This is a genomic window from Streptomyces sp. A 4/2, from assembly GCF_940670765.1.
Taxonomy (GTDB): Bacteria; Actinomycetota; Actinomycetes; order Streptomycetales; family Streptomycetaceae; genus Streptomyces.
Map to the genome: position 1 here is coordinate 1 of NZ_CALNVW010000071.1, position 8585 is coordinate 8585.

General features: G+C 69.4%; 7 protein-coding genes and 1 pseudogene. 3 read left to right on the forward strand and 5 right to left on the reverse strand.

Translation table 11 applies throughout. The features are described from left to right. Positions 1–972 precede the first annotated feature (972 nt). Entirely contained in the window at positions 973–2529 is a 1557-nt protein-coding gene (locus tag NBY69_RS36940) for an alpha/beta hydrolase (protein ID WP_250306662.1), read from the forward strand. A 158-nt stretch (positions 2530–2687) separates the two neighbouring features. On the opposite strand, the gene NBY69_RS36945 is transcribed toward NBY69_RS36940, so the two are convergent. From NBY69_RS36945 to NBY69_RS36955, 3 genes and pseudogenes are all read right to left on the reverse strand, one after another. After that, on the reverse strand, positions 2688–3125 hold the full coding sequence (locus NBY69_RS36945) for a resolvase (protein WP_250306663.1): 438 nt from the start codon (positions 3123–3125) through the stop codon (positions 2688–2690). Between the two features lie 103 nt (positions 3126–3228). Continuing rightward, positions 3229–3615: pseudogene (locus NBY69_RS36950) on the reverse strand (recombinase family protein); the annotation flags it as partial. Positions 3616–3939: 324 nt separating this feature from the next. After that, positions 3940–5343 carry an IS30 family transposase gene (locus NBY69_RS36955; RefSeq protein ID WP_250306664.1) on the reverse strand — a complete coding sequence of 468 codons (1404 nt, stop codon included), beginning with the start codon at positions 5341–5343 and terminating at the stop codon, positions 3940–3942. 25 nt (positions 5344–5368) lie between these two features. Between NBY69_RS36955 and NBY69_RS36960 the strand changes: the two genes are divergently transcribed. Next, entirely contained in the window at positions 5369–5518 is a 150-nt protein-coding gene (locus NBY69_RS36960; RefSeq protein WP_250306665.1) for a hypothetical protein, read from the forward strand. 318 nt (positions 5519–5836) lie between these two features. Here the strand turns inward: NBY69_RS36960 and NBY69_RS36965 are convergent, their stop codons facing one another. After that, entirely contained in the window at positions 5837–7123 is a 1287-nt protein-coding gene (locus NBY69_RS36965; protein ID WP_374211388.1) for an ISAs1 family transposase, read from the reverse strand. A gap of 7 nt (positions 7124–7130) precedes the next feature. After that, on the reverse strand, positions 7131–7631 hold the full coding sequence (locus tag NBY69_RS36970; RefSeq protein WP_097968167.1) for a GNAT family N-acetyltransferase: 501 nt from the start codon (positions 7629–7631) through the stop codon (positions 7131–7133). A gap of 126 nt (positions 7632–7757) precedes the next feature. Here NBY69_RS36970 and NBY69_RS36975 point away from each other — a divergent pair, with 126 nt between their 5' ends. After that, the gene (locus NBY69_RS36975; protein WP_056792909.1) at positions 7758–8480 is read left to right on the forward strand and encodes a helix-turn-helix transcriptional regulator; all 723 of its coding nucleotides are present in this window, start codon (positions 7758–7760) and stop codon (positions 8478–8480) included. The last annotated feature ends 105 nt before the right edge of the window (positions 8481–8585 follow it).

Genomic DNA, 8585 nt, shown 5'->3' on the forward strand with positions numbered 1-8585 from the left:
TGGCCTGTGTCCAGAACCGGGCCCGACTGGTCCGCGCCCTCTACGAACGCCTCGACCGCCTCCAACCGGCCCCCGGCGACCGGACCGCCTGAATCCACCCGCCGGCCGTCGCGTTCCCTCAGCGCCTGTTGCTCACGGGTCTCCCGGAATCCGGCCTCGGTGGCCTTGAGCTGCCCGTATGTCCGGTCCGGGACCGAGCGTCCAGTTCAGCGCGAGCCCACGTGGCCTGCAGGAGGAACAGCACCCGGGTGTCCCTTCCCTATCCCCTAGGGGCCGGGAGACCGGCGCGCTGGTCCGACGAAGCGGTAGGACAGGAAGGCCGCGCCGGGTGGGCCGACGGGCTGGTCTGGTCCGCCACTGCCGCTGACGGGGAGCTCGCAGCCGGCAAGAACGTGGCCACCGGTCGGGCGTTCGGCCCGCGCTGGTCCTCCCGCACCGCCGCCCGCGACACGGCCGAATCGATGCAGGCGATCTGGGCCGATCGCACCGGAGCGCTGCTGTCTGCGGGTGGGTGCGGACGGTGGCGAGGTGTCAACTGATCGGCTGTGCGTTGTTGTTAGCCTCCGTCCGCCGGTTTGTGTGGCTGTGGAGAACGCTGGCCCGGTCGGGTCGGTGCGTGACGGGGTCGGCGTTGTCACCTACCCCGGCGGGTACCGGTACACGGCAACCGTGTTGAGCCGTTCCCGCCCGGGCGCCGACGACACGGCGATGGGCCGCGCCGTCGGCGCTGCGGCCCATCGCCGTCGCAGCGCTGCGGGTCGGGGTGTCGATGGCACGACTGTCGGCAGACCGCCGATCGGCCGCCCACCCTGATTGATGAACGACACGGAGCGGGACTCCAGCAGGACGTCGGTGTGCCGTCCTACACCGCTAGTTGGATCATGAGTCCATCCCCGCGTCGTACGGGGTACGGGTGGGGCGGAACAGAGACTGGAGGCAATTCGAGACACTGATTCTGCACAGAGGACTGGCATGGCTCTACGAGGCGCCCGAACGATTTCCGTGCTCACGGTCGGCACGGTGACGACGGTGATGGCAGCGCTCACTCCCGTGACGGCGTTTGGGGCAGGGGATCCGCTCCAACAGTACGCGCAGCAGGAACTCCGTTGGGAGCGCTGCGATCCGGGCCGTCCGGCGACGTTCGAGTGCGCGAAGGTTAAGGTGCCGCTGGACTACAGCGACCCCGGGGGCCGGAAGATCGACCTCGCGATATCGCGGGTAAAGGCGAGCGGTGCGAAGGAGCGGCACGGCGTGCTGCTGATGAATCCCGGGGGGCCGGGCGTTCCGGGGCTGACCATGCCCGTGGAGATGGAGTCGCTGCTGTCGGCGGAGGTACGAGAGCGGTTCGACCTGGTCGGCTTCGACCCGCGCGGGGTCGGGCAGAGCGCGCCGATCAGCTGCGGTCTGACGGCCGACGAACAGGCCGTCCAGCACCCCTACACCGCACGGACGTTCGCGAAGGACGTGGCTCTGGCCCGGACGGTGGCCGACAAGTGCTGGGCCAAGGCGGGCGACATGCTGCCGCACCTCACCACCCGCAACACGGCACGGGACATGGACGTCGTCCGGGCGGCACTGGGGGAGAAGAAGATCTCCTACTTCGGGTACTCGTACGGCACCTACCTGGGCGCCGTCTACACGCAGATGTTCCCCCGGCGCTCGGACCGGTTCGTGCTCGACAGCGCCCTCGATCCGACGCTTGCGTGGCGAGGGACGTTCCGGGGGTGGTCGGCGGGGGCCGAACTCGCCTTCACCCGCTGGACCGAGTGGGCCGCCGCCCGCAACGCCACCTACGGTCTGGGTCCGACTCCGGCGAAGGTCCGCAAGACGTACTGGGAGCTCATCGCCCGCGCCGACCGCACACCCGTCCCGACGAACGGTGGGGCGCTCAGCGGCGGCGCCATCCGTTCCCAGTACGGTGCGTTCGTCGGCGTCAAGACCGTCACCCCGTGGATCGTCGCGTTGAAGGCTTCGGCCGCAGGCGGACCGCCCGCGCCGGCCACGCCGACCGCGTCGGCGGTGACGGCAGCGTCGGCCGAACCGGCTGTCCCCGGCTCCGCCCCGGTCCGGTCCGCCGACGCGGGGGCGTTCGGTGCGGACGTTCCTGCCGACAACCAGTCCGCCGTCACCTGGGCCGCCTTCTGCGGCGACACCCGCAGCTGGCCGCGCAACCCCGAGCAGTACCGCCGGGACGTGATCCGAGACCGGGCCAAGTACCCGCTGGCCGGAGACCTGGGGGCCACCATTCAGCCGTGCGCGTTCTGGAAGTCGGCGGCAAGGGAGCCGGCCACCGTGGTGAGCAACGACGTCAACGCGCTGATCGTGCAGAACCAGTGGGACCCGCAAGCGACGCTGCCCATGGCGCAGGGCATGCGGCGGGCGCTGCACGGTGCGCGGATGGTCACCGTGGCCGGCGGTGAGGGCCACGGGGTGGTGGTGGCCGGACCGTCCTGCGCGGACGCCGGCGTCACGCGGTACCTGGCCACGGGCCGACTGCCCGCGAAGGACCTGACCTGCGGTGGCCAGTGACCTGAGTCGAAGACACATGGACGATTTCTCGGTTTCGGGACAGTGGTATTTCTTCGCGGCCGAGCTCGACCGGCCACACACACTCGTAGCGTTCATCGACGAGCACCGGGCCCGCTTCGGCGGTGTCGGCCGTATTCTCGTATAGCTGCCGCCACCCGTCAGGTAGCGGAGCGTGACTGACTTCCGAGATCTGTGGTCGGGGCATACAGGTTGACGCGGTTCCTGTAATCGCGGCGGGCCTTGCGCTGGGCCGGGACCGCCGCAGCGCCGTCGAGGGTCTGGCAGAGGTCGAGGAGTTGGCGGTGGACTGCGGGCGCGGCGGTGACGCGAAGGGTGTAGCCCTGGCCGCGCCGTACGGTCACGCCCTGATCGAGCGTGGCGCGCTCGGCGTCGTCGAGGTCGGACGCGCGGAGGAAGTCGGCGACCTTGCCCGGCATGTCGAGAACGACCGGTACCTCCGGGGCCAGGGCGTCCGGGGCGGCGGCGGTGTACTCGGGCAGCAGGTCGGCGACGGCGGTTCGGATGGCGCCGCGGCTGACGTGGTGGTCGCGGGCGAGGGCGGCGATGGAGCGGCCTTCCATGTATGCGGTGCGCACGGCGTCGGTCTTGTCGGCCGCGACGGCGGGGCGGCCCGCCCTTGTTGCCCTTCGCCTCGGCGGCGCGCAGTCCGTCGTAGGTCAGCTCTCGCTGGAGGTCGCGCTGGAGTTCGCCGGCGGCGGCGAGGGGCTGCACCATGAACTTCACGGTGGACAGCAGCTCGCCGGTACGTGGGTGGCGGGCGGTGAGGTCCATGGCGGAGAACGCGCCGTCGTGGATGCGCAGGGCGAGGCGGTCGCGGTGCAGGACGTCGAGCACGTCGAGGATGTGGCCGGTGCCACGCACGAGGCGGAACATCTCGGAGATGTGCATGGCGTCGCCCGGCCGCGCGTACGCGAGCAGCTCGCCGAACTTCGGTCGCTCCAGCGGGTGAAGGCGGCTGGAGGTGCCGGCCTGCTCCTCGAAGACGACCGGGTCCTCGATCCCGGCCTCGTCCAGGACGAGGTTCTGTCGGTCGGTCGACACCCTCTTGTAGACCAGGTTGGCCATGCGCCCCCCGTTGTGGTGGTCGCATTCGACCCTAGCTGTCAGCAAACCCTGTCATCAGCCTCCATCGGATCTGATTGGATCTGCGCCGCCGTCAGGTCCCGGAAAGTACGGGTTCATTGGACGCCAGCGGCACTTGTCGTCATTCGTTGGCACCCTCAAGTGATCAACGCACCACCCACGGATGATCATGTGATCGTGGAGGCACGGGTGCGTGACTACGGGTTTTCGCCGGCGCAACAGGATGAGATCTGGAGACGCTGGCGCGAGGGGCAGTCGTTCAGCTTGATCGGGCGGGCACTCGGGGCACCGATGCAGAGCTTGGACTCAACCGGTCGTCGCAACACCAGCTTCCTGCAGGGATAGTAGGTGCTCGTTGAGTGCTTCGGCGGGGGTCTTCCAGGCGAGGGTCTTGCGGGGGCGGTTGTTGAGGGTGAAGGCGACGGCTTGGAGCTCGTCGATGCCCCAGCGCGATAGGTCCGTGCCCTTTGGAAAGTACTGCCGCAGCAGACCGTTCGTGTTCTCGTTGGTGCCGCGCTGCCAGGGACTGTGGGGGTCGGCGAAGTAGACCTGGAGACCGGCATCGACGCGGAGCTGGGCGTGCTGGGCCAGTTCCGTGCCCCGGTCCCACGTCAGTGACCTGCGTAGTTGCTCGGGCAAGGTCGTGATGGTGGCGGTGATCGCGTCTTTCACGGCCTCGGCGCCGCGGCCGGCCAGCGCGGGCCCGTTCTTGGTGCGCGGTTCGGTGCCGAAGCCTTCCATCCGGGGCAGGTGCAGCAGCATGGTGAACCGCGTACTGCGCTCGACCAGCGTGCCGATCGCGGACCGGCCGGTGCCGATGATGAGGTCACCTTCCCAGTGGCCTGGAACAGCACGGTCCTCGGCCTCGGCCGGCCGCTCGCTGATCAGCACGTCAGCGGTCACGTGGCCGCGGACGCTCTGCCTGGTGCGCTCCCGCGGGACACGTAGTGACCGTCCGGTGCGCAGGCAGGCGACGAGCTCACGCTTGAGGGCTCCGCGTCCCTGGACGTAAAGGGCCTGGTAGATCGCTTCCGGGGAGATGCGCATGGACTCATCTTCGGGGAAGTCCACCGTGAGCCGCTGTGATATCTGCTCCGGGCTCCAGGAGGTCGCCCAGCGGCGGTCCTGACGACGGGGCTTGTTCCTTCCCTGCCAGGGCGGCACTTGAGGGCCCTCGACGACCCGGCCGTCCAGGGCGTGGACGACGTTCCCGGCCAGCCGGTCCTGCACGTACTCGCGCAGGCGCTCATCGGCCACCAGCTTCGCCGGCTTCGGCCGCTGAGCCCGCCGCTCGGCATGCCATTGCGCCACCGAGCCCCGGTACTCCAGGTGGTAACTCCGCGTGGAGGCGTTGCGCCGGAGCTCCCGCGAGATCGTGGACGGCGAACGCCCCAGACACCGTGCGATCGCACGGACCCCGAAGTCCCGCGCACGCAGCAGAGCGATCTCCTCCCGTTCAGCGAACGAGAGGTAACGGCCGGAGACAGTCGGGGCGAGGCACGGATTCACCCCGCCAGCATGACGAAACCACCGCGACCCCACCGCAGGTGAGACCTCGATGACGGCTGCGGCGTCCACCGAACTCAGCCCCCGCGCGATCGCCTTCCAGAACCTGGCCCGGTCCTCACGCCAGGCAACGCTCGGCCGCCCTGGCGAGGGCATCTGCCCGCGATACTCCCGCACAGCCCGCTGCTGATTCCCCACACCCATCACAAACCCCCAGCTCACGAAGGTGTTGCGACGACCGATTGAATCCGCCGAGGAGGCAATCCAGCACGCACGCAACGCCGGGGCCAAGGAAGATCGTTACGTGCACGCGGTCCTCAGTACCAGCGGGAAGATCAAAGAGGTGGGCGTGGACATCGGCGGCGACGCCGACTACTAGGCTCCACTGTCGCCAAGGCCCCGGCCGCCGTACCCGGCAGCCGGGGCCTTCGTCGTGGCTCGTGAAGGGGTATCCGTCCGCCAGGACGTCAGAGGACGTTGACTGGTTCGAGACGAGGGCAAGTCCCGCTCATCTCCTCCGGAAGCCGGTGCCCGGCTTCGAAACGCTGGCTCCGTGCGCATCTCGTTCGAGCCGTGCGCCATGCATTCCAGCGACACGTCAACTTCGGTGTCGCCCCTCCTGGGAAATTTCCCCCAGAGCTCGCCACGCCTAGATGATCACCAGGGCCCCGGGGAGAGTCGCGATCGCCCGGTTTGATCATGGAATTCCGTGGAGGGTGAGGGTGGCTGCGGGATGGGTGTGGGCTCGTCGGCCGCTGGCGATGTTGGCCCATCCGGCGCGGTGGAGGGTGGCGCGGGCGAGATCGCGCAGGGCACTCATGACCGCGGGGGTGTGGTGGCGGCGGATCTGGCTGTCGTCTTCGGCGAAGGTCACGTCTTTGGTCCAGTGGACGGTGTTCTCAATGATCCAGTGGCCGCGTACCCAGGCGGCGATCTCAGCAGGAGACGCCTGGTGGGCCGCGAGATCGGTGACGGCGTAGACCGTCTCGGTCTGCCACTTCGATGTGCCGGTTCGGCGGCGTTTTCGGTGGATGCGAACAACCTGGCGGGCATGAGGAAACAGCAGGCCGTCCACGCTCACCACCTTCACCTCGCGGACCTCGTCACGGCCGTGTCCGCGGTCGCGGGAGCGGTTGAGGGCCGGTGCCTGCTTCCAGGGCAGATTCGTCAACTGGCGAGCCAGGGTGGGCTGGTTGTTCTTCACCGACAGCAAGTAGTGAGCCTGTCGGTCCTCGACGAGGTAACGGGCGTGGCTCGTCTGGGCGTGCAGTGCGTCGACGGTGACGACGGAGCCGGTCAGCTCCTGATCATCGAGAGTGTCCAGCAGCGGAGCGAACTCGGGTATCTCGTTCGTCTTCGCGCCGATCTCGCGCAGAGCGGCAGTCAGCGCATCGTGGTGGCGCACGGCGGTCAAGACGAAGACGCGGCTGCCGTCCGCGCGGACCGCTCCGCGCAGGCATTTGCCGTCCACGGCGAAGGCCGCCCGACGCGGTCGCGGCCGATCCGTCTCGCGTCGGGCGGTGTGGTGGGCGCGGCGCTGCTCGCGCTCGACAGTCCCGTCCGGGCCGGTCGGGCTGACCGGGCAGGGCTGGAGTGCGGTGAGCCTGGTGAAACCGGCGGCGGTGAGTAGCCCGGGGTCGAGGCGGGCGAACACGTCGCGCAGCGTGCGCTCGCCCGGCGCCTTGAACCGTCCGGTGAAGGGATCGAAGGGGCAGCCCAGGCGGGCCAGGACATCCTGGTCGCAGTGGCGTACCCACTCGGCGATGGCGGTCAGGGAGTTGTGTCCGGCGCTGGTGAGCGCACACACCCCGACCGCGAGCAACGTTGCCAGCCGGAACCGCACCCCGCGCGGATTACGCGGATCGGGCACCCGGGCCAGCGCGTCGAGCAGCCCGGACGGCACCAACGCCTCGGCCCGTGAGACCCCGGACGCGGCCTGCGGCAGGAGCGGAGCGGACGGGAAGGATGACGGCGCAACGAGCACGGCGACCTTACCGGGCCCGAACTGATGCGCCGCTCGGTGCGGTGAGTTCTTTGGTCATGAAGACGCGGCTGGTGCCCAGCGGATCACAGGGCACCTCGCCCAGACGCTTCCACCCGTGCTTCTGGTAAAAGCCGGGGGCCTGGAAGGTGATCGTGTAGAGCACGGCTGTGCGGCAGCCACGGGCGCGGGCCTCGTCCTCGGCCTGCCGGAGGATCCGTGTTCCCAGCCCGCCGCCACGCAGCCGGGGCGGCAGGTAAAAGAGGTCGAGGAAGAACAGCCCGAGCGAGGTCCGCCCGGTCAGCCCGCCGACCACCTGGCGCGTTGCGGGATCACGGACCAGGACGCCCAGAGATCTGCGGTCCGCGATTCCTGTGTGCTCGATGTTGAAGCGGTCCAGCGCGTCGGAGATCGCTGCGACGTCCTGTGGGGTGGGGGCGTCGGTGAGCACGAAGCCCGTGCGGGGTTCGGACTGGTGGGAGCCGGTGACGGCAGTGTCGGACGAAGTCATGATTGCTCCAATGTGTGTGCGGAGGCGGTTCGGCCCTGCGCGCGGGTGCGGTGAGGGTGAGCCCGGCGCACGTGCTGACGCTAGGACGGGGACGCTTCGACGGACGTCGAAGGGACGTCGGAGACAATGGACACCGTGGACATTCAGCGCGCAGGTCAGGACGTGGGGGTGGACCTGGCAGGGGTGGCCAAGCTGCTGGCCGACGGCACCCGGGCTGCCTTCTGCCTGGCGCTGCTCGACGGCCGGGCGTGGACGGCGAACGAGCTCGCGCGTTACGCCGGCATCGCAGCGTCCACCGCGACGTCACACCTGAACCTGCTCGTGAACGGCGGACTCCTCGTCGAGGAGCGACACGGACGCCACCGCTACGTACGGGTAGCCGACCGCAGAGTGGTCGAACTCATCGAGAGCCTCGCTGCGCTGGCTCCACAGCGCAACGCCCGGCCACTTTCCCTGTCGGCCTCCGGCCGACAGCAGGCACTGGCCCGCGCCCGGCTGTGCTACGACCACCTCGCCGGAACCGTCGCACTGGCCATCACCGACGCAATGGTCGAGCGCGGACTGCTGGAGTGGGGACCCGAGCCGGCCCTGACCGGCAACGGCGCCCTCTGGCTGTCCGAGACCGGCATCACGGTGCCCACCGGCTCACGCCGACCACCGGTACGCGCATGCCTCGACTGGACCGAGCGCCGTCCCCATCTGGCTGGCGCCGTGGGCGCCACGCTGTGCACCCACGCACTCACCTCTGGATGGATGACGCGCATCGGCACCACCCGCGCTCTCCTCGTGACACCCGCAGGACGCGAGGCATGGCACGACCTCCTCGGCCTGCCGCCGACTGAACTCTGATCCTGAACCGGGCCGGACTACACGTGATCAAGCCGGGCGAACAGGACTCTCCCCGGGGCCCTGAGATGATCACGCCCCTGAGGTGCAGGAACATTCCTTAACCCC

Bases quoted from the DNA above. Each gene is read 5' to 3' on its own strand.
- NBY69_RS36940 (WP_250306662.1), top strand. From the start codon at position 973: ATGGCTCTACGAGGCGCCCGAACGATTTCCGTGCTCACGGTCGGCACG.
- NBY69_RS36970 (WP_097968167.1), bottom strand. From the start codon at position 7,631: ATGACTTCGTCCGACACTGCCGTCACCGGCTCCCACCAGTCCGAACCC.
- NBY69_RS36975 (WP_056792909.1), top strand. From the start codon at position 7,758: ATGGACACCGTGGACATTCAGCGCGCAGGTCAGGACGTGGGGGTGGAC.
- NBY69_RS36955 (WP_250306664.1), bottom strand. From the start codon at position 5,343: ATGGGTGTGGGGAATCAGCAGCGGGCTGTGCGGGAGTATCGCGGGCAG.